Raw genomic sequence first — 19293 nt, 5'->3', positions numbered from 1 at the left:
CGTGAGAGCCGACCGGCCGTCGAGGCCGTGATCCCGTTAGGCACCGCCCCACGCGCAACCCATCTTGGGCCATGGCGGTTCACCATGCCGCCGAAACAGGCCGGACATACGAACCGCTGTCGATCCGGGCACTCCTCGACTAATCGCTTGCCCTCAGGGGGCCGTCCACATACGGGTCGCAGCTCATGCTCGCCCGGAATGACGAAGAAAGAGGCAGGAACAAAGGAGCGGGACAGGAGGGAAAATGTCAGCCGGCCTGTAAGCCGGGTTCTGTATGGCGCGGCATTGCTGCCGCACGTGACGGCCATTCATCTGGGACGCCCGTTGCCGGGCGCCTCGCGCAACCAACCCGGGCGGCTGGCCTGGAAAGGGCCGGACCCCTTGCGAGGTCCGCGCCGCCCCTATTCGGTTTTGCTCCCGGTGGGGTTTACCGTGCCGCTTCCGTTGCCGGTCGCGCGGTGGGCTCTTACCCCACCCTTTCACCCTTACCGCGGCCGCAGCCGCGGCGGTTTGCTTTCTGTGGCACTTTCCCTGGGGTCGCCCCCGCCGGGCGTTACCCGGCACCGTTTTTCCGTGGAGCCCGGACTTTCCTCCCCCGCGGCGTTTCCGCGCTTGCGGGAGCGGCCGTCCAGCCGGCTGACGCGCGACTGGTAGGCGTCGCGGGCGCCGCGGTCAAGCGTGACGCTTCACGGGGCCGGCGATCGCGCCCGCCACTGCTCCCGCCACCGCTTCGGCGCAGGCCTGCGCCTCGCCCTCCTGCGCCCCGGCAAAGCCGATGACGAGACCGCAGGGGCGGCAATCGATGCCATAGGGCGACAGCGCCGCGACGCTGAAGCCGGCCGCGTTGACCTGTGCCGCCACCGCAAGGTCGTCGACCGCGCCGGTAAACCTCAGCGCCAGTTGCACCCCGCCGACCGGGTCCGGCACCTCCGCCGCATCTCCGAGCCGCTGCCGCAGGGCGGATGCAAGATCCCGCCCCCGCGCCTCGCAGGTCTGCTGCACCCGCCGCAGATGCGCCCGGTAGCGGCCCGAGGCGATGAACTCGGCGAGCGCTGCCTGCGTCGTCACATTGGCGAGCATCCCCGAGACCCGCTGCGCCACCGCCAGCGGGGCGGCGAGATGCTCCGGCACCACCATATAGGCGACCCTGAGGCCCGGCAGCATGCTCTTGGAGAAGGTGCCGAGATAGATCACCTCTCCTTCCGCCCCGAGCCCCTGCATCGCCGCGAGCGGCCGGCCGGAGAACAGGAACTCGCTGTCGTAGTCGTCCTCCAGCACCACCCCGCCGCAGGCCCGCGCCGCCTCCAGCACCATCGCGCGGCGCGCCAGCGACATGCGGGTGCCGAAGGGATATTGATGCGAGGGGGTGACGTAGATCAGCCGCGGCGGCCGCCGGTCGGCGACGCGGCGCGGATCGGCGCCCTCCGCATCGACCGGCATCGGCACGATGTCGAGCCCGGCGGCGGTAAACGCCGCACGGGCCCCGAGGTAACCGGGGTCCTCCAGCCAGGCCGCCTCGCCGGGATCGGCAAGGCTGTTCGCCAGCAGGGTGAGGCTCGCCTGGGTCGACGGGGTGACGAGGATGCGCTCGGGCGTCGCCCGGACGCCGCGCTCGGCCGTCAGATAGGCGGCAAGCTCGCGCCGCAGTTCGGGCAGCCCCCGCGTCTCGCCATAGCTCAGCACGTCGCCGCGCAGGCGCCGGGTGACGCGGCGCAGTGTCCGCGCCCAGTCGTCGGCCGGAAAGCGGTCGAGGCTCGGCGTGCCCGGTTCCAGCTTGCCGCCGCGCCGCCGCTCGGTTCGCGACCAGGGATCGCTGCTCATCGCCCGCCCGCGCGCCGACAGGGCGACCGCCCGCGCGGCGATCGCCGGCGCCTCGCCCTCGCTCAGCGTGCCGGCGGCGGCGGAAACCTTCGGCACCGAACCGCCGCGCACCGTGACGATGCCTTCGGCCACCAGCAGTTCATAGGCCGCATTGACCGAATTGCGCGAGATGCCGAGCGCTGCCGCCAGCGCCCGGCTGGACGGCAGCCGCGCCCCCGCCGCCAGACGCCCGGCACCGATGGCCTCGCGCAGGGCGCGATAGACCTGCTCGGGCAAGGGCACGGTGGAGGAGCGGTCGATGGAGATGAGGCCGGCAAGCATGACTGGATCCTCGGAAATTCGGAAACCCGATATTCGGAAGAACCAGTTGATGCCACATTCCCCGCAGCAAAGCAAAGCGCCGCGACGGGCTCGGCCGCGAAAGCCTCAGCCCCGCGCGAGGAGCTGCTTGACCTTGCTGCAATAGCGGCGGCTCACCGGGTTCATGCGCTTGGCGAAGTGGCCGGCATTGTAGCGCAGGATCGTGCCGCAGACGTCGCCGCCGGCGAGCTGATGGGCGCCCGCCAGATATTTCATGCCGTAGGTGATGTTGGTCTTGGGGTCGTAGAGCGCCTTGGCGCTGCCGCGAAAGCCGACGCCGCGCGCCGTTTGCGGCTTGATCTGCATCAGGCCGATCTCGCCGGCCCGCCCGCGAGCGCTCGGGTTGTAGTTGCTTTCGACCCGCACCACCGCATGGGCAAGGTCGACCGGCACGCCGTGCTTGCGCGCCTCCGCGGCGATCATTGCCTGATAGGTCGCGGTGCGCCCACCCGGCTCCAGGATCTTCGGATCGACCGTCGTGGTGGAGACAGCCGCCGTCTGGCAGGCTCCTGCGGAAAGCGCCAGAAGAAGCGCGCCCATGAGACGCGGCGCCGTGAAGTTGATCATATGTGCCCGACCTTCGAACTGTTCGTCGTTGTTGAGAGGCGGGCTGTATGGCGGCGCGGTGGGACGGAAATCCGGCGCCTTCAATCACGAAATGTTACAAAAACGACGATAAAATGCGGCTAAAACGTGCAGAAAATCTCGTCATTGACGAAAGCAAGGCCATCATCCCGGCAACTGTGGCCGGGAGATGGCGGTGATTTGCGGATGTTGCGATGCAGCAATCGGCGAGAGACGCGGCGTCAGGCCAACTCTGAATGAGCTTGGCTCATTCAGAGTTGGTCAAGCCCGTGCGGCGCATGAGCAACTTCAAGGCGTGATGCGTCAGCATCGAAAGCCTTGGTATCAGACCAGCCGTGGAACCTTTTGCAGCAGCCGGTGCAGCGTGGTGATGGTCGACATGTCGGCGATGCCGTCGACCCGTTCGCGCCGGTGGTGGCGCTGGAAGGCGGCGACCGCCGCCCGCGTGCGCGCGTCATAGACCCCGGTGATCGGCATCTCGAAGCCGTAGAGCGCCAGCATCGATTGCAGCGCCTCGACCGGCTGTCCGCTATCGCCCTGCTGGAAGAAGCGCCCGCCCGCCACCGGCTCCGGGTCGACCGACAACCCGACCCCCGCCAGCGCCAGCCTGTCCCAGGGGAACAGCTCGCCGGGGTCCTCCTTGCGGTCCGGCGCCACGTCCGAATGCGCCAGCACGTCCTGCGGCGCGATGGCGTGGCGGGCGCAGATGTCGCGGGCCAGGTCGATCACGGACTGCACCTGCGCTTCGGGGAACGGCCGGTAGCCGTTCTCATGGCCCGGATTGACGATCTCGATGCCGATCGAGCGCGAGTTGATGTCCCGCTCGCCCTTCCAGTAGGAGCGGCCCGCATGCCAGGCGCGCCGGCTCTCCGGCACCAGTTGCAGGATCGTCCCGTCCTCGTCGACCACGTAATGGGCGGACACCTCGGCGCGCGGGTCGCACAGCCGCTGCACCGCCTCCTCGCCGCTGGTCATGCCGGTATAGTGCAGCAGCAGCAGGCAGACCGACCCCTCGCGCTCGTTGTGGTTCGGCGACGGCCGCAGCCGCGCCGGCAGTCCGGTATCCGTCTTCACGCCCATCGGGGCCTTCCATTCCTTCTTGTCGGGCGCGTGCCGGTCACAGTCCCCGCTCCGCGGCGATCTTGCCATAGGCGACGTTCAGCGCCGCCAGCCGGTCGCTGGCGATGCGCACGAATTCCTCCGGCACGCCGCGCGCGATCAGCCGGTCCGGATGGGTTTCCGCGACCAGCCGGCGATAGTGTCGCTTGAGTTCCTCGTCCGTCGCCGCCCCGTCGATGCCCAGCACCTTGTAGGGATCGTCGCCGCCGCGCACATGGCGGGCGAGGATCTGGTTGAAGGCGCGCTCGTCGAGGCCGAAGATCTCGGCAATGCGCTCCAGGTAGGCGACTTCGTACTCGTGCACCACGCCGTCCGCCTTGGCGATGTGGAACAGCGCGTCGAGAATGTCGATGCGGATTTCGGGATCGTCCGGAAACAGCGCCGCCAGCCGCTCCGCATAGGTTTCGAAGCCGGCGACGTCCTGCTTGGCGAGGTTGAACAGCCGGGCGACGTTGCGCTCCTCGCCCGCCGGAATGTCGAAGACCTCGAGAAAGGCGATCTCCTCGTCGCCGGTCACCACCCCGTCCGCCTTGGCCATCTTGGCCGACAGGGCGATCATGGCGACGGTGAAGGCGACGGCCCGGTCGCCGCGCCCCTCGCCCACCGAGACGATGAACTGGACGATGCGGTCGACGATCTGCGCGCCGCCCGCGCCGATCGCCGCCGCCACCGCATTGATCGCGGACCAGATGTTCATGTCGCGCGCGCCGCCTCAGACCGACCGGGTGATGCCGCCATCGACGCGCAGGTTCTGCCCCGTGATGTAGCCCGCCCCGTCCGACAGCAGGAAGGCGACCGTATCCGCCACCTCCTCCACCGTGCCGTAGCGACCCATCGGGATGCGCGCGCGCCTGTCCTCCTTCTCCGGCAGGCTGTCGATGAAGCCCGGCAGCACATTGTTCATGCGGATGCCCTCGCCCGCATAGCGGTCGCAATAGAGCTTGGTGAAGGCGGCAAGCCCGGCGCGGAACACGCCCGAGGTAGGAAACGCCGCCTCCGGCTCGAAGGCGGCATAGGTGGAGATGTTGACGATGGCCCCGCTGCCCTGCGCCTGGAACTGCGGCGTCACCAGCCGGCACATCCGCACCACGTTGAGCAGGTAATAGTCCATGCCCAGGTGCCAATCCTCGTCGCTGATCGCGAGCACCTCGCCCTTCGGCCCGTGGCCGGCGCTGTTGACCACCGCGTCGATCCGCCCGAAATGCGCCATCGCCGCCTCGACGAAGGCGGCAAGGTCCTTCGGCGCGAGGTTCGAGCCGGTATGGCCGAGCCCGCCCAGCTCCTCCGCCAGGGCCGCGCCCTTGCCGCTGGACGACAGGATGGCGACGCGCGCACCCTCGCCCGCCAGCTTGCGGGCGATCGCCGCGCCCATGCCGCTGCCTGCGGCGGTCAGAAGTACGACCCGATCCTTCATGCTCTCCCCGAACTGTTCCCTATGACGCCTGCGGTACGGCATTCGCGAACGAACACCGACTCTTTCCAGCGTTCTAGCCCAGCGTTCTAGCCCAGCGTTCTAACACAGACCGCCGGCCTCGCCACACGGGGCTGTCGCAAGCCGTCACGAGACCCGCCCCGGCGCGCCGGACGGGCGCCGGAGCGAAAAACGGCCTCAGATCTCCGGCATCGGCCCGGTCATCGACGCCGCATCGACGATCCGGTCGAAGGTCGCCGCGTCGATATGGCCCAGCGCCAGCGCCGCCTCGCGCAAGGTCGTGCCCTCGTGGTGGGCGTGATGGGCGATCGCCGCCGCCTTGTCGTAGCCGATCTCCGGCGTCAGGGCCGTCACCAGCATCAGCGAGCGGTTCACCGTCTCGGCGAGCCGCGCCTCGTCCGCCTCCATGCCGGCCACGGCGAAGCGGGCGAAATGCTCCATGCCGTCAGCCAGCATCCGGCAGCTCTCCACCACATTGGCGCCCAGCATCGGCTTGTAGACGTTCATCTCCAGCAACCCGCCGGCGCCGGCAAAGCTGCTGGCGACATCGAGGCCGATCACCTGCACGCTCAGCATGGCCAGCGCCTCGCACTGGGTCGGGTTGACCTTGCCCGGCATGATCGAGGAGCCCGGCTCGTTCTCCGGCAGCCGCAATTCGGCGAATCCCGCGCGCGGGCCGCAGGCGAGCAGGCGGATATCGTTGGCGATCTTGTGCAGCGACACCGCCAGCACCTTCAGCATGGCGGAGGCCGCCACCATCGCGTCATGGGCGCCCATCACGGTGAACTTGTTCGCCGCCGCCGCGAAGGGCAGCCCGCAGCGCGCCGCCAGTTCCCCCGCCACCTTGCGGTCGAAGCCCTCCGGCGCGTTCAGCCCGGTGCCGACGGCGGTGCCGCCGATCGCCAGCGTCATCAGCCCCTTCAGCGCGAAGGCCAGCCGCTCGTCGTTGTCGTCGAGCATGCCGACATAGCCGGCGAATTCCTGGCCGAGCGTCATCGGCACCGCGTCCTGCATGTGCGTGCGGCCGATCTTCACCAGCCCCTGCCAGGCATGGGCCTTCTCGGCCAGCGCGTCGCGCAGCACCTTCAGTGCCGGCCGCACCCGGTTGGCGATCATCAGCGCCGACGCGACGTTGAGCGCCGTCGGCACCACGTCGTTGGACGACTGCGAGCGGTTGACATGGTCGTTGGGGTGCACCGGGTCTTTGGAGCCGATCCGCCCTCCGGCCAGCTCGATGGCCCGGTTGGCGATCACCTCGTTGACATTCATGTTGGCCTGGGTGCCCGAGCCGGTCATCCACACATGCAAGGGGAACTCCCCGTCGTGCCGGCCGCCGACCACCTCCTCGGCGGCCTCGACGATCAGGGCGGCGCGCTTTTCGTCCAGCACGCCGATCCGCGCATTGGCCAGCGCCGCCGCGCGCTTGATCTCGGCCAGCGCGTGGATGATCTCCAGCGGGAACGGGTCGCGGCCGATGGCGAAGTGGTGGCGGGCGCGCTCCGTCTGGGCGCCCCAGTAGCGCTCGGCGGGCACCTCCACCGCGCCCATGGAGTCGGTTTCGGTACGCCTGTTGTCTGCGGTCATGGTCTGCTCCGTCTTACCCTGCGTCACGTCTCGCCGGCAGGCAGGAGGCGGACGCATGATTCAATGTCTGGAAACCTTGCGATGTCATGATCCCTCCCTAGGCAGTTTCAACATGCAGGGCACGGCGGCTTCGCGCCGCGAGGGACGGGTCAGGTTGCGCAACCTCAAGACGTTGCTGGGCATCTTTCTCGGCATCATGATCGTCGTCGGCTTCGCCGGCGCGATTCATGCGGCAAATGTATTCTTTTCCCAGGCGATTTACACCCGCGACGCAGAGGAAACGGCACGCCGCATCGGCCGCGACCTGCAACAGCATCTGGATACCCACGGCCCGCGCGGCGAGGCTCCCCTCGTCTCCTTCTCGGGCGGCGACCTGCGGCTGTCGATCGACGGCGTCGGCGACGACGCGAACCGGCTGCCCGCCGCCGCCCCGCCCATTGCGCCGGAGCCGGCAACCGTCACCCGCGAGAATGCCGTCGCCGCCTTCATGGCCAATCTCGACCGCAACGAGCTGGTCGGCACGGTCGCCGTGGTCTGGTCTGGCGCACAGGCCGCGCCGCTGTCCTCGGCCGATGTGGTGCCGCGCGTCCCGCGCGAGAAGATCGACCGACTGGCGCCGCGCATCGACGCCCTGCTGCGCGCCCTTGCGGCCGGGCAACCGCGCGCCGTCGACGTTCCCACCACGTTGTTCGGCCGCATGTCGGACACCACCTTGCTGGCCGTGCCGATCCTGGCGGGCGGTACCGTTGCCGGGGTGCTGATCCTGTCCTACGACCAGGAAACCACCGGCCTGTTCCTCAGCGAGGTGGTGCAGATCGGCGTCGGCATCCTGATGGCGATGATCTTCGCCGCCGTCGCCCTTGCCGCCCTGTTCGTGTGGATGCGCTTCCGCGACCGGCTGAAGGCGAGCAAGACCATCCAGTTCCTCGCCCATCACGACGCGCTGACCGGCCTGCCCAACCGCACGGTGTTCAGCACCAAGCTGAACGAGGCGCTGCGCCTGGCCAGCGCCCGGGCCTCCAACATCGCGGTGATGCTGATCGACGTCGACAAGTTCAAGGACATCAACGACACCTACGGCCATGCCGTGGGCGATCTGTTCCTGCAGGTGATCGCCGACCGCTTGAGCAACGTCTACAACGGACATCTGGTCGCCCGCCTGTCCGGCGACGAGTTCGCCGTCTTGATCGCCCGCGATCTCGACCGGCGGGCGGTGACGCAGCTTGCCTCGGCGATGATCGCGGCGACGCGCACGCCAACCAACATCGACGGCAAGGACATTCCGATCTCGCTGTCGATCGGCGTTGCCCAGGCATCCGAGGCCGCCTGGCGCGCCTCCCGCCTGCTGCATTGCGCCGACCTTGCCCTCTACCGGGCCAAGCATTCGGGCCGGTCCACCTATGTCTGGTACACGCCGGACATGGACGCGGAGGCCCAGAAGCGCAAGCTGCTGGAAGGCGACCTGCGCAAGGCCCTGGCCCAGGACGAACTGCGCCTGCTCTATCAGCCGCAATTCTCGCTGCGCGACCTCGAGCTCACCGGCTACGAGGCCCTGCTGCGCTGGGAGCATCCCGAACACGGCACCATCTCGCCGACGGTGTTCATTCCCATCGCCGAGGAAGCCGGGCTGATCGAGGAGATCGGCGCCTGGGTGCTGGAGCATGCCTGCCTGGAGGCGTCGCGCTGGCGCGATGCCTCGCTCACCGTCGCCGTCAACCTCTCGCCCGCCCAGTTCCGCCCCGGCCGCACCGAGGAGCGCGTCGCAAACGCGCTGAAGGCCAGCGGCCTGTCGCCCGACCGGCTGGAGGTGGAGATCACCGAGAGCCTGCTGATCGCGGACACCGATGCGGTGGTGAAGACGCTGACGCAGATCCGCCACATGGGCGTCTCCATCGCGATGGATGATTTCGGCACCGGCTATTCGAGCCTCAGCTACCTGTCGCGCTTCCCCTTCGACACGATCAAGATCGACCGCTCCTTCGTCGCCTCCGTCGGCAAGAACCCGACCACCGACGCGATCATCGCCTCGATCGTCGGCCTGGGGCGCTCGCTGGAGGTGACGATCACCGCCGAGGGCGTCGAGGACGAGATGCAGGTCGCCCTGCTGCGCGCCGCCGGCTGCGACAAGGTTCAGGGCTTCCTGTTCGGCCGGCCGATGGATCTGTCGAACCTCGCTGCCACCGACGCCGTCGCTCTGTCCCAGAAGGCGCGCCGCGACCAACTGGCGCTCACCACCAGCCTCGGGACCCTGCCGCAACTGCCCTTCCTGGCCCCGTCCGGACGGGCGCCCTGCGACGATACGGCAGCGGCTGGTGCCGCGCTCCTCGCCCCGCCAGACGACAGGCAGAGGCGCGCCGCCGGCGCGGTGTGACACGGTGCCGGCGCCGCCGCGCCTACATGGCGGCTGCGGCGCGGGCGGCCTGGTCGTAATGGCCGGAGACCGAGCGCAGCGTCGCCGCCAGCCGCGACAGTTCCACCTCGTCCATGCCCAGCCCCTTGACCGGGCCGACCAGCAGCGCCTCGCGCAGCCGCCGATACTCCATGCAGATCGCCTCGCCGGCGCGGGTGATCGCCACCGTCTTCTCCTTGCCGCGCTTGCCCGTCTCCACCAGTCCGGCGGCGGCGAGCTTCTTCAGCGCATAGGTGACGGTATGGGTGTCCTCGATGTTCAGCACCAGGCAGATGTCGGAGAGCGACTTCGGCCGGCCGCGATGATTGACCGAGTGCAGCACCAAGGTGTCGAGCGGGCTCATCCCCGGCGCCCCGGCCGCCGCCATGCAGCGCACCATCCAGCGGTGATAGGCGTTGACCATCATCGTCACCGCGAACTCGACTTCCGAAAGCGCCGGCATCGCGCCGGAGGCGAGATGCGCGGCCGAAACCACCGGCCCGATGCCGCCGCGCGCAATGTCCTCGGACCCAGTACTGTCTGTCATGAAATTCCTGCCTGAACTGTTCTGGCCAAGGCTACGGCAGGGAGCGGCGACAGGGCAACCGTCCTTCAGGGGGACGGATGGCGTCGCGGCACCAGGCCGGAGTGGAACCAGGTCACGAAACTCTCGATCGAATAGACCGGCACGCCGGTCGCGGCGCGGATATCGGCGGCATAGGGCACCATGTTGGTGCATTCCAGCACGATCGCCCCGACCTCCGGATTGCGCGCCAGCAGCGCCTGCGCCGCCTCGACATTGTCGGCCCGCGCCGCCGTCACATCGAGCGCCTCCTCGTTGTCGAGAATCGCGCGGGTGAACTCGCGCCCGCCTTCCGTGCCCATCACCGGCGTATCGTCGGGACAGCCGGCGGCGGCAAGATGCGCCTGCGTCAACGAGCCGGCGGAGATCGTCAGGATGCCGGCGCGCTTGCCCGGCGGCAACAGCCGGTCGACCAGCGGCACCTGCATCAGGGAGGATGCGGCGACCGGAACCTGGAGCGCGGCCTGCAGGTCGCGCTGGAACAGCGACAGGAACCCGCAATTGGTAGTGATGCCGTCGACCCCGTCGGCGACGAGTTCGCGCCCCGCGGCGATGAAGGCATCGAGCAGCCCGCTCGCCCCCTGCCGCACCGCCCGGTCGGGCGTCGCCTCGCGCACGATGCGGTAATGCACCGGGAACGGCCAGGTCAGCGCATTGCCCATGTCGCCGGGGATGCGCGGAAACCGCGCCTCCAGCATCAGGATACCCACCGCCGCGCCGTAAAGCGCCTTGCCGCCGCGCACCGTCATCTCGTTCCTCCCGCGAAGACGTTGCCGCTCCGCCCGTCGCGAACCCTGGGTCAGATCCGGCAACAACGCGCCTCGTCGAGGATCTGCGCACCAGCGCTTGCGCAATACAAGGCCTTTGCGCACACTATTAGAAACATTTTGTCGATAAATTGTTGACAACGAAACCTGCCCCCACGACACTCGCCGCAATTGGCCGGGGAGAGGCAGGGTGCAGCAGCACGAAAGCGGGCGTTTGCGGGTCGCGGTAATCGGCGCGGGGATCGTCGGCGTCAGCGCCGCGCTTCGCCTTGTCGCCGACGGTCACGACGTCACCCTGATCGACCGCGCCGGCCCCGGCGAGGCGACCTCGCACGGCAATGGCGGCGTGCTCGCCTCCTGCGCCGTCGTGCCGGTCACCGTGCCCGGCCTGCCGGCCAAGGCGCCGCGCATGCTGATGGACCCGGACAGTCCGCTGTTCCTGCGCTGGTCCTACCTGCCGCGCCTGCTGCCCTGGCTCACGAAATATCTCTCCCATTGCACCGCCGGCGAGACCGAGCGCATCGCCCGCGCGCTGCTGCCCATCGTCGGCGACAGCCTTGCCGAGCACCGCGACCTTGCCGGCGGCACGCAGGCCGAACGCTGGGTCGCCCCGTCCGACTATCTCTATGTCTATCGCGACCGCGCCGCCTTCGAGGCCGATGCCTTCGGCTGGCGGCTGCGGCGCGAGGCCGGCTTCACCTGGGACGAGATCGAGGGCGCGGCGCTCGGGGCCTATGACCCGCTGCTGGGCGAGGCCAACCGTTTTGCCGTCCGCCTTGCCGATCACGGCGTCATCCGCGACCCCGGCCGCTATGTGAAGGACCTTGCCGAGACCTTCCAGGCACGCGGCGGCACCCTTCTGCGCGGCGCGCTGCAGGGCTTTCTCATCGAGAACGGCCGGTTGACCGGCCTTGCCACCGATGGCGGGCCGCTCGCCTGCGACCGTGCCGTGCTGGCGACCGGCGTCTGGTCCGGGCCGCTCGCCCGCGAGCTTGGCATTTCCGTGCCGCTGGAGAGCGAGCGCGGCTACCATCTGGAGCTGGAGGCGCCGAGCGCCCTGCCGCGCGCGCCCGTCATGTTCGCCTCGGCGAAATTCGTCGCCACCCCGCTGGAGGGGCGCATCCGCCTTGCCGGCGTCGTCGAGTTCGGCGGCCTTGCCGCCGGGCCCGGACAGGCGCCGTTCGAGCTTCTGGAGCGCCAGGTGCGCCGGGCCATGCCCGCGCTGCGCTGGGGTTCTGCACGTCAATGGATGGGTCACCGGCCGGCGCCGGCCGACTCCATCCCCGTGATCGGGCCGTCGCCGGCATGCGGCGACATCCTGATGGCTTTCGGCCACCATCATATCGGCCTGACCGGCGGTCCGAGGACCGGCCGTCTCGTCGCCGACATGATCGCCGGCCGCGAGCCGAAACTCGACCCCGCCCCCTATTCGCCCGCGCGTTTCGCTGTCTAGAGTACGCGTTGCGAACAGGAAGACGGGCAACCGACCAGAGAGATGGACCGCCGCGAGATCCGGAACAATCGGATCCCGGCCGATGGAGGACCGAGAATGACTGACCTGCTGAAGAGCACCACCGGCATCGTCACCGCCGCGCTTCTTGCCGCATCCGCCGCCTCCCCGGCGCTCGCCGCCGAGAAGTGGGACATGCCGCTCGCCTATCCGGCGACCAACTTCCATTCCGAGAATGCCGCCGTCTTCGCCGCCTGCGTCACCTCGGGCAGCGGCGGCGAGATCGAGATCGTCACCCATCCGGGCGGCTCGCTGTTCGGCGGCGCCGACATCAAGCGCGCCGTGCAGACCGGCCAGGCGCTGATCGGCGAGCGCCTGCTCTCCGCCCATGCCAACGAGGATCCGCTCTTCGGCATCGACAGCATTCCCTTCCTCGCCAGTTCCTTCGAGGCCTCGGGCAAGCTGTGGGATGCCGCAGAAGGCGCGATCGCGGAGGCGCTTGACGGCCAGAACCTGGTGCTGCTCTACACCGTGCCGTGGCCGCCCCAGGGCATCTACTTCAACAAGGAGGTCAACTCCGGCAACGACATGAAGGGCGTCAAGTTCCGCGCCTACAATGCCGCCACCGCCAAGCTCGCCGAGCTGACCGGCATGCTCCCGGTCCAGATCGAGGCCGCCGAGGTGTCCCAGGCCTTCGCCACCGGCGTTGCCGAGTCCATGGTGTCCTCCGCCGCCACCGGCTACGACAGCAAGCTGTGGGAGAACGTCTCGCACTTCTACGAGGTCGATGCCTGGCTGCCGCGCAACGCCATGCTGGTCAACAAGGACAAGTGGGCCGGCCTGTCCGACGACATGAAGAAGGTCTTCACCGACTGCGCCGCCACGGCCGAGGCCGAGGGCCTGGAGAGGGCCAAGGCCTACACCACCAAGACGCTGGAAGGCCTTGCCTCCAACGGCATGCAGGTGCTCAAGCCGAGCGACGAGCTCAAGGCCGACCTTGCCGCCGTCGGCGCGACCATGACCGAGGAGTGGCTGGCGGCGGCCGGCGACAAGGGCAAGGCCATCGTCGACGCCTACAAGGCACAGTAAGCGGCGCGTTCCGCCGCCTTCGTCACCGACGGTCCGGGCGCGCTCCCTCGGGGCAGCGCGTCCCTGGCTTGCCGCGATCGCAGGATCGCGGCAAGCCACCCGTCCCTGACAGCCGGGTCCCTGCCCTGCCGGCCTGTCCGTCGCCGGACCGCGTCTTGCGCGGCCCGGCATGACGGCGGCCCGTGGCCGGTCCGCAACAGACACGGAACACGACCATGATCGCACTCGGGCGCGGACTTCGCCGCCTTCTCGACGGTCTTTATTTCGCCGGCGGCATGATCGCCGCGCTGGCGCTGGTCTCCATCCTCGCCATCATCGTCGCGCAGATGATCGCCCGCTGGACCGGCGTCCTCTTTCCCGGCGCCGCCAACTATGCCGGCTACGCCATGGCCTCGGCCTCCTTCTTCGCCTTCGCCCATGCGCTCGGCCGCGGCGCCCATATCCGCGTCAGCATCCTGCTCAACGCGCTCGGCCGGCATCGCCGCTGGCTCGAGGTCTGGTGCTTCGCCATCGGTGCCGCGCTCGCCTGGTATCTGGCGCGCTACGCCATCAAGGCGGTCTACTGGTCGTGGAAGCTCAACGACGTCAGCCAGGGCCAGGACGCCACGCCCCTGTGGATCCCGCAGACGGCGATGGCCGTCGGCGCCGTGCTGCTGGCCATCGCCATGACGGACCATCTGGTCCGCGTCCTCTTCCTCGGCTCGTCGGGCATCGTCTCCGATACGGTTGAACAGAGCCACGGGGAGTAAGCCGCCATGGAAACCTTCGCTCCCATCATTCTCTTCCTCTTCGTGCTGTTCCTGCTGCTGGGCACCGGCGTGTGGGTCGGCCTTGCCCTGCTCGGCGTCGCCTTCGTCGGCATGGAGCTGTTCACCTCGCGCCCGGCGGGCGATGCGATGATCACGGTGATCTGGGCCGCCTCCTCGTCCTGGACGCTGACCGCCCTGCCGCTGTTCATCTGGATGGGCGAGATCCTCTACCGCACCCGCCTGTCGGAGGACATGTTCCGCGGCCTCGCGCCGTGGATGGCCCGCCTGCCCGGCGGCCTGCTGCATACCAATGTCGTCGGCTGCACGGTGTTCGCCGCCGTCTCCGGCTCCTCCGCCGCCACCCTGACGACGGTCGGCAAGATGTCGGTGCCGGAGCTGCGCAAGCGCCAGTATCCGGAAAAGATGGTGATCGGCACGCTGGCCGGCGCCGCCACCCTCGGCCTGATGATCCCGCCGTCGCTGACGCTGATCGTCTACGGCGTCACCATCAACGAATCGATCACCAAGCTGTTCATGGCCGGCATCCTGCCGGGCCTGGTGCTGGCCAGCCTGTTCATGGGCTATATCGCCATCTACGCCAAGGTCTCCAAGAGCTACAACCCGCAGCCCGAGCCGGCGATGAGCCTGCGCGAGAAGCTCGCCAATTCGCGCTTCCTGCTGCCGGTGATCGTGCTGATCATGGTGGTGATCGGCTCTATGTATCTCGGCCTCGCCACCGCGACGGAGGCGGCCGCCCTCGGCGTCATCGGCTCGCTGGCGCTTGCCGCCGGCCAGGGCTCGCTCACCTGGAAGACCTTCGGCGAGAGCCTGATGGGCGCCACCCGCACCTCGGCGATGGTGGCGCTGATCCTTGCCGGCGCCGCCTTCCTGTCGCTGTCGATGGGCTTCACCGGCCTGCCGCGCGCGCTCGCCGCCTGGATCGCCGACATGGAGCTGTCGCGCTTCCAACTCTTGATGGCGCTGCTGGTCTTCTACATCATCATCGGCTGCTTCCTCGACGGCATCTCCTCCGTGGTGCTGACCATGGCGGTGGTCGAGCCGATGATTCGCGCCGCCGGCATCGACGCGATCTGGTTCGGCATCTTCGTCGTGGTGGTGGTCGAGATGGCGCAGATCACGCCGCCCATCGGCTTCAACCTGTTCGTGCTGCAAGGCATGACGCGGCACGAGATGACCTATATCGCCCGCGCCGCCCTGCCGATGTTCGCGCTGATGGTGGTGATGGTGTTCATCCTGATCGCCTTCCCGGAGCTCGCCACCTGGCTGCCGGACAACATGCGCAACCGGCCGTAAGGTCCCGACGTCGCCCCCCGTCCCCCGCCCCGTTTGCGGGCGAGGGACGGGCGCGAGCGGCAAAAACAACATTGACATTTTGTCGATAAATTGTTGACGTAACAACGATCAAACAATCGCTCGTCCGCCGCATGCCTTGCAGGCGGGCAGGGCCGGTAGCGGAGAGACGCATCATGACGAGCGGCAAGTGGGATTTCTGGATCGACCGCGGCGGCACCTTCACCGACATCGTCGCCCGCGATCCGGAAGGCGGCATCCGCGCCCACAAGGTCCTGTCGGAAAATCCGGAAGCCTATCGCGACGCCGCCATCCAGGGCATCCGCGAGCTGATGGGCATCGCCTCCGGCGAGCGCATCCCGGCCGAGCGCATCGCCGCCGTCAAGATGGGCACCACCGTCGCCACCAACGCGCTGCTCGAGCGCAAGGGCGACCGCACCCTGCTGATCACCACCCGCGGCTTCCGCGATGCGCTGGAGATCGGCTACCAGGCGCGGCCCGACATCTTCGCCAAGGAGATCATCAAGCCGGAGCTGCTCTATGAGCGCGTCGTCGAGGTTGCCGAGCGCGTGCGCGCCGACGGCACCATCGAGGCCGAGCCGGACTTGGGCGAGGTCGAGCGCGACCTCAAGGCCGCCTATGACAGCGGCATCCGCTCCGCCGCAATCGTCTTCATGCACGCCTATGCCTTCCCCGCGCACGAGAAGAAAGTCGCCGCGATCGCCCGCAAGGTCGGCTTCCCGCAGGTCTCCGTCAGCCATGAGGTCTCGCCGCTGATGAAGCTGGTCGGGCGCGGCGACACCACCGTGGTCGACGCCTATCTCTCGCCGATCCTGCGCCGCTATGTCGAGCAGGTGGCGAGCGAATTGCAGATCGAGGGCACCGACTGCCGGCTGATGTTCATGCAGTCCTCCGGCGGCCTCACCGCCGCCGACCTCTTCCAGGGCAAGGACGCGATCCTCTCGGGTCCGGCCGGCGGCGTCGTCGGCGCCATCGAGACCTCGAAGATGGCCGGCTTCGATGCGGTCATCGGCTTCGACATGGGCGGCACCTCGACGGACGTCTCCCACTACAACGGCGAATACGAGCGCGCCTTCGAGACCGAGGTGGCGGGCGTGCGCATGCGCGCGCCGATGATGATGATCCATACGGTCGCAGCCGGCGGCGGTTCGATCCTCCACTACAAGGACGGCCGCTTCCAGGTCGGCCCGGATTCCGCCGGCGCCAATCCCGGTCCCGCCTGCTACCGCCGCGGCGGCCCGCTCGCCGTCACCGACGCCAATGTCATGGTCGGCAAGCTGCGCCCCGACCTCTTCCCGAAGATCTTCGGACCGGGGCGCGACGAGCCGCTCGACCGCGATGCGGTGGTGGCGAAGTTCGAGGAGATGGCCGCCCGCATCGGCGACGGCCGCTCGGCCGCTGAAGTCGCTGACGGCTTCCTGAAGATCGCCGTCGAGAACATGGCCAACGCCATCAAGAAGATCTCCGTCCAGCGAGGCTACGACGTCACCGAATATGCGCTGACCTGCTTCGGCGGCGCCGGCGGCCAGCACGCCTGCTCGGTCGCCGACAGTCTCGGCATGACCACGGTGATCGTCCACCCGCTGTCGGGCATCCTGTCCGCCTATGGCATGGGCCTTGCCGACATCCGCGCCACCCGCCAGCAGGCGGTGGTGCGCCGCCTTGCGCCGGAAATGCTGGCGGACCTTCAGGCCCTCGCGGGCCGCCTGTCGGCCGAGACCCGCCGCGAGGTCGCCGGCCAGGGCGTCGCGGAGGCCGAAATCCGCGACCTGCCGCGCGCCCTGCTGCGCTACGAGGGCACGGACACGCCGATCCCGGTCGCCTATGTGGCCGGCGACATCGATGCCATGGTCGGTGCCTTCGCCGATGCGCACCGCGCCCAGTTCGGCTTCGTCTACGAGAACAAGCCGATCGTCGTCGAAGCGCTCGAGGTCGAATCCGTCGGCGGCGGCTCCGGCATCGACGAGCCGGACCTGCCGCTCGTCGCCGGTTCGCCCACACCTGCCGACAAGGGCAGCATCTTCGCCGAGGGCGCGTGGCGCGAGGCGGGCTTCTTCGCCCGCGCCGGCCTCAAGCCCGGCAACAGGCTTTCCGGCCCCGCGCTCATCGTCGAGCCGCACCAGACCATCGTCGTCGAGCCGGGCTGGCAGGCGGAGATCACCGCCAAGGACCATGTCGTCCTGCGCCGCGTCGAGAAGCTTGCCCGCGCCGAGGCCATCGGCACCAAGGCTGATCCGGTCATGCTCGAGGTCTTCAACAATCTCTTCATGTCGATCGCCGAGCAGATGGGCGTGACGCTGCAGAACACCGCCTATTCGGTGAACGTCAAGGAGCGCCTCGACTTCTCCTGCGCGGTGTTCGACGCCTCCGGCGCGCTGGTCGCCAATGCCCCGCACATGCCGGTGCATCTGGGTTCCATGGACCGTTCCGTCGAGACCGTCATCAAGCTCAATGCCGGCGAGATCCGCCCCGGCGATGTCTTCGCGCTCAACGCCCCCTATAACGGCGGCACCCACCTGCCGGACATCACCGTCGTCTCGCCGGTCTTCGACGATGCGGGCAAGGAAATCCTGTTCTGGGCGGCGAGCCGCGGCCACCATGCCGATGTCGGCGGTTCGGCGCCCGGCTCCATGACCCCGCGCGCCACCACGGTGGACGAGGAAGGCGTGCTGATCGACAACTTCAAGCTCGTCGACCAGGGCCGCTTCCGCGAGGAAGAGCTGGTCGAGGTCCTCACCGACCATCCCTGGCCGGTGCGCAACGTCACGCAGAACGTCGCCGACCTGAAGGCGCAGATCGCCGCCAACGAAAAGGGCGTGCAGGAGCTGCGCAAGATGGTCTCGCACTTCGGCCTCGACGTGGTGCAGGCCTATATGGGCCACGTCCAGGACAATGCCGAGGAGAGCGTGCGCCGGGTCATCGAGGCGCTCACCGACAGCGAATACGAGTACCCGACCGACCAGGGTTCGGTGATCCGCGTGAAGATCACCGTCGACAAGACGAAGCGCGAGGCGACCGTCGACTTCACCGGCACCAGCGAGGTGAAGCCGAACAACTTCAACGCGCCCGAGCCCGTCACCCGCGCGGCCGTGCTCTACTGCTTCCGCGTCATGGTCGAGGGCCACATCCCGATGAATGCGGGCTGCCTCAGGCCGATCCACATCGTCATCCCCGACGGCTGCATGCTGAAGCCGGCCTACCCGGCCGCCGTCGTCGCCGGCAACGTGGAAACCAGCCAGCACGTCACCAACGCCCTGTTCGGCGCGCTGGGGGCCATGGCCAACAGCCAGGGGTCGATGAACAACCTGACCTTCGGCAACGCCACCTACCAGTATTACGAGACCCTGTGCTCCGGCTCGCCCGCCGGTCCCGGCTTCAACGGCACCGACGGCGTCCATGTGCACATGACCAACTCGCGCCTCACCGATCCGGAGGTGCTGGAATTCCGCTATCCGGTGCTGCTGGAGGACTTCCACATCCGCGAGGGCTCGGGCGGCACGGGCAAGTGGCATGCCGGCAACGGCACCAAGCGCACGATCCGCTTCCTGGAGGAGATGGAACTGGCGATCCTGTCGTCCCACCGCACCATCGCCCCGAAGGGCGGCGACGGCGGCGGCGACGGCCAGCTCGGGCGAACCCTGGTGCGCCGTCTCGACGGCAGCATCGAGGAACTCGACGGCTGCGACCAGACGGTGCTGAAGGCGGACGAGGCGGTCACCGTCATCACCCCGACCGCCGGCGGCTGGGGTCGCCCCGACTGAAAACGGCCGGGACCGGCGGCGGAGGGTGGGCGCGTCGGCGTGCCGTCGCCGCCGCTCTGGGAACGAATAGCCCCCGGCTCTGCGCTTGCGCGCGGCCGGGGTGACGGCCGAGAGGGAGGGATCGCCGTCGCCCCACCCTCGGAAGGTCATCAACTCATATCGTTGAGGTGGTCTCTCGTTCTGGCGTTGAGGATGACGACGATCTTTCGCATGAGGGCTGTGAGGGCGACGATTGGCTTCTTTCCGTTTGCGATCAGCCTGTGGAAGACGGG

The 19293-nt window shown here is 68.7% G+C and carries 14 protein-coding genes and 1 other RNA gene; 6 read left to right on the top strand and 9 right to left on the bottom strand.

Going from position 1 to position 19293, the window contains the following annotated elements:
* Positions 1-243: 243 nt before the first annotated feature.
* The 7 genes from rnpB to TSB10GB4_RS00580 all read right to left on the bottom strand — a co-directional run bounded on the left by rnpB (position 244) and on the right by TSB10GB4_RS00580 (position 6901).
* Positions 244-640: RNase P RNA component class A (gene rnpB / locus TSB10GB4_RS00610), an RNA gene on the bottom strand.
* A 32-nt stretch (positions 641-672) separates the two neighbouring features.
* On the bottom strand, positions 673-2142 hold the full coding sequence (locus TSB10GB4_RS00605) for a PLP-dependent aminotransferase family protein (RefSeq protein ID WP_186394144.1): 1470 nt from the start codon (positions 2140-2142) through the stop codon (positions 673-675).
* A gap of 105 nt (positions 2143-2247) precedes the next feature.
* On the bottom strand, positions 2248-2748 hold the full coding sequence (locus TSB10GB4_RS00600) for a lytic transglycosylase domain-containing protein (protein WP_244293025.1): 501 nt from the start codon (positions 2746-2748) through the stop codon (positions 2248-2250).
* Between the two features lie 342 nt (positions 2749-3090).
* Positions 3091-3846: an N-acetylmuramoyl-L-alanine amidase gene (locus TSB10GB4_RS00595; RefSeq protein ID WP_186394143.1), complete on the bottom strand. Its 756-nt coding sequence runs from the start codon at positions 3844-3846 to the stop codon at positions 3091-3093.
* A gap of 37 nt (positions 3847-3883) precedes the next feature.
* Entirely contained in the window at positions 3884-4582 is a 699-nt protein-coding gene (locus TSB10GB4_RS00590) for a DnaJ family molecular chaperone (RefSeq protein WP_186394142.1), read from the bottom strand.
* 15 nt (positions 4583-4597) lie between these two features.
* Complete coding sequence (locus tag TSB10GB4_RS00585; protein ID WP_186394141.1) at positions 4598-5299, bottom strand: SDR family oxidoreductase; 702 nt, start codon at positions 5297-5299, stop codon at positions 4598-4600.
* 195 nt (positions 5300-5494) lie between these two features.
* On the bottom strand, positions 5495-6901 hold the full coding sequence (locus tag TSB10GB4_RS00580) for a lyase family protein (RefSeq protein ID WP_186394140.1): 1407 nt from the start codon (positions 6899-6901) through the stop codon (positions 5495-5497).
* Between the two features lie 112 nt (positions 6902-7013).
* Between TSB10GB4_RS00580 and TSB10GB4_RS00575 the strand changes: the two genes are divergently transcribed.
* Positions 7014-9272 (top strand): bifunctional diguanylate cyclase/phosphodiesterase, encoded by a 2259-nt coding sequence (locus tag TSB10GB4_RS00575; protein WP_208984311.1) that lies wholly within the window; start codon positions 7014-7016, stop codon positions 9270-9272.
* Positions 9273-9294: 22 nt separating this feature from the next.
* On the opposite strand, the gene TSB10GB4_RS00570 is transcribed toward TSB10GB4_RS00575, so the two are convergent.
* Positions 9295-9837 (bottom strand): winged helix DNA-binding protein, encoded by a 543-nt coding sequence (locus TSB10GB4_RS00570; protein ID WP_186387328.1) that lies wholly within the window; start codon positions 9835-9837, stop codon positions 9295-9297.
* 65 nt (positions 9838-9902) lie between these two features.
* A complete protein-coding gene (locus tag TSB10GB4_RS00565) occupies positions 9903-10622 on the bottom strand; it encodes an aspartate/glutamate racemase family protein (protein WP_186394139.1) in 720 nt (239 codons plus the stop codon).
* A 208-nt stretch (positions 10623-10830) separates the two neighbouring features.
* On the opposite strand from TSB10GB4_RS00565, the gene TSB10GB4_RS00560 reads away from it, so the two are divergent.
* The 5 genes from TSB10GB4_RS00560 (at position 10831) to TSB10GB4_RS00540 (ending at position 19021) form a co-directional block, all read left to right on the top strand.
* A complete protein-coding gene (locus TSB10GB4_RS00560; protein WP_244296394.1) occupies positions 10831-12093 on the top strand; it encodes an FAD-binding oxidoreductase in 1263 nt (420 codons plus the stop codon).
* Positions 12094-12189: 96 nt separating this feature from the next.
* Positions 12190-13179: a TRAP transporter substrate-binding protein gene (locus tag TSB10GB4_RS00555; RefSeq protein WP_186394138.1), complete on the top strand. Its 990-nt coding sequence runs from the start codon at positions 12190-12192 to the stop codon at positions 13177-13179.
* 215 nt (positions 13180-13394) lie between these two features.
* A complete protein-coding gene (locus TSB10GB4_RS00550; protein ID WP_186394137.1) occupies positions 13395-13928 on the top strand; it encodes a TRAP transporter small permease in 534 nt (177 codons plus the stop codon).
* Positions 13929-13934: 6 nt separating this feature from the next.
* Complete coding sequence (locus TSB10GB4_RS00545) at positions 13935-15242, top strand: TRAP transporter large permease (RefSeq protein ID WP_186387323.1); 1308 nt, start codon at positions 13935-13937, stop codon at positions 15240-15242.
* A gap of 173 nt (positions 15243-15415) precedes the next feature.
* Positions 15416-19021 carry a hydantoinase B/oxoprolinase family protein gene (locus TSB10GB4_RS00540; protein WP_186394136.1) on the top strand — a complete coding sequence of 1202 codons (3606 nt, stop codon included), beginning with the start codon at positions 15416-15418 and terminating at the stop codon, positions 19019-19021.
* The last annotated feature ends 272 nt before the right edge of the window (positions 19022-19293 follow it).

It is taken from the genome of Stappia sp. TSB10GB4, from assembly GCF_900185745.1.
GTDB lineage: Bacteria > Pseudomonadota > Alphaproteobacteria > Rhizobiales > Stappiaceae > Stappia.
The sequence above is the reverse complement of the archived record's forward strand: the minus strand, read 5'-3'. Positions and strand labels throughout refer to the sequence as shown.